Origin of the sequence: Mesorhizobium sp. Cs1299R1N3 (genome assembly GCF_037179625.1) — a bacterium.
In the GTDB taxonomy this organism is placed as follows: domain Bacteria; phylum Pseudomonadota; class Alphaproteobacteria; order Rhizobiales; family Rhizobiaceae; genus Mesorhizobium; species Mesorhizobium salmacidum.
In genome coordinates, this window is the sequence record NZ_JAPYKQ010000049.1 from 1 (window position 1) to 649 (window position 649).

Annotated in this window: 1 protein-coding gene; it reads left to right on the forward strand. The window is 63.5% G+C overall.

Annotated elements, in window-relative coordinates:
• Nucleotides 1-649 (forward strand): GTP-binding protein (locus O7B34_RS32295; protein ID WP_337149708.1); only part of this gene is annotated, 649 nt, incomplete at both ends.

Consider the following 649-nt stretch of genomic DNA (forward strand, 5'->3'; position numbering starts at 1 on the left):
ACACCCGCAACATGGCGACCGGCGCCTCGACGGCCGATCTGGCGATCGTGCTGATCGATGCCCGGCAAGGGGTGCTGCGCCAGACAAGGCGCCATTCGATCATCGCCTCGCTGCTCGGCATCCGCCATATCGTGCTGGCGGTCAACAAGATCGATCTCGTCGATTTCGACCAGGCGGTCTTCGACAGGATCGTCGAGGACTACCGGCAGTTCTCGCGCGATCTCGGTTTCCAAGCCATCATGCCGATCCCGATGTCGGCCCGCTACGGCGACAACGTCAGCCGCCGCTCCGAAACCATGCAGTGGTATTCCGGCCCGACACTGATCGAGCATCTCGAAACCGTGTCGGTCGACGAAGCCACGGCCGAGCTGCCGTTCCGCTTTCCGGTCCAGTACGTCAATCGCCCCAATCTCGACTTTCGTGGTTTTGCCGGCACCATCGCGTCCGGTACCATTGCGCAAGGCGACGCGGTCGTCGTCGCCAAATCGGGCAAGTCCTCGCATGTCAAACGCATCGTCGCCCATGGCGGCGATCTCAAACAGGCAGTGGCCGGCCAGGCCATAACGCTCGTCCTCGACGACGAGGTCGAGATCTCACGCGGCAACATGCTGGTTTCGCCGGCCGCACGGCCGCAGGTCGCCGACCAGTT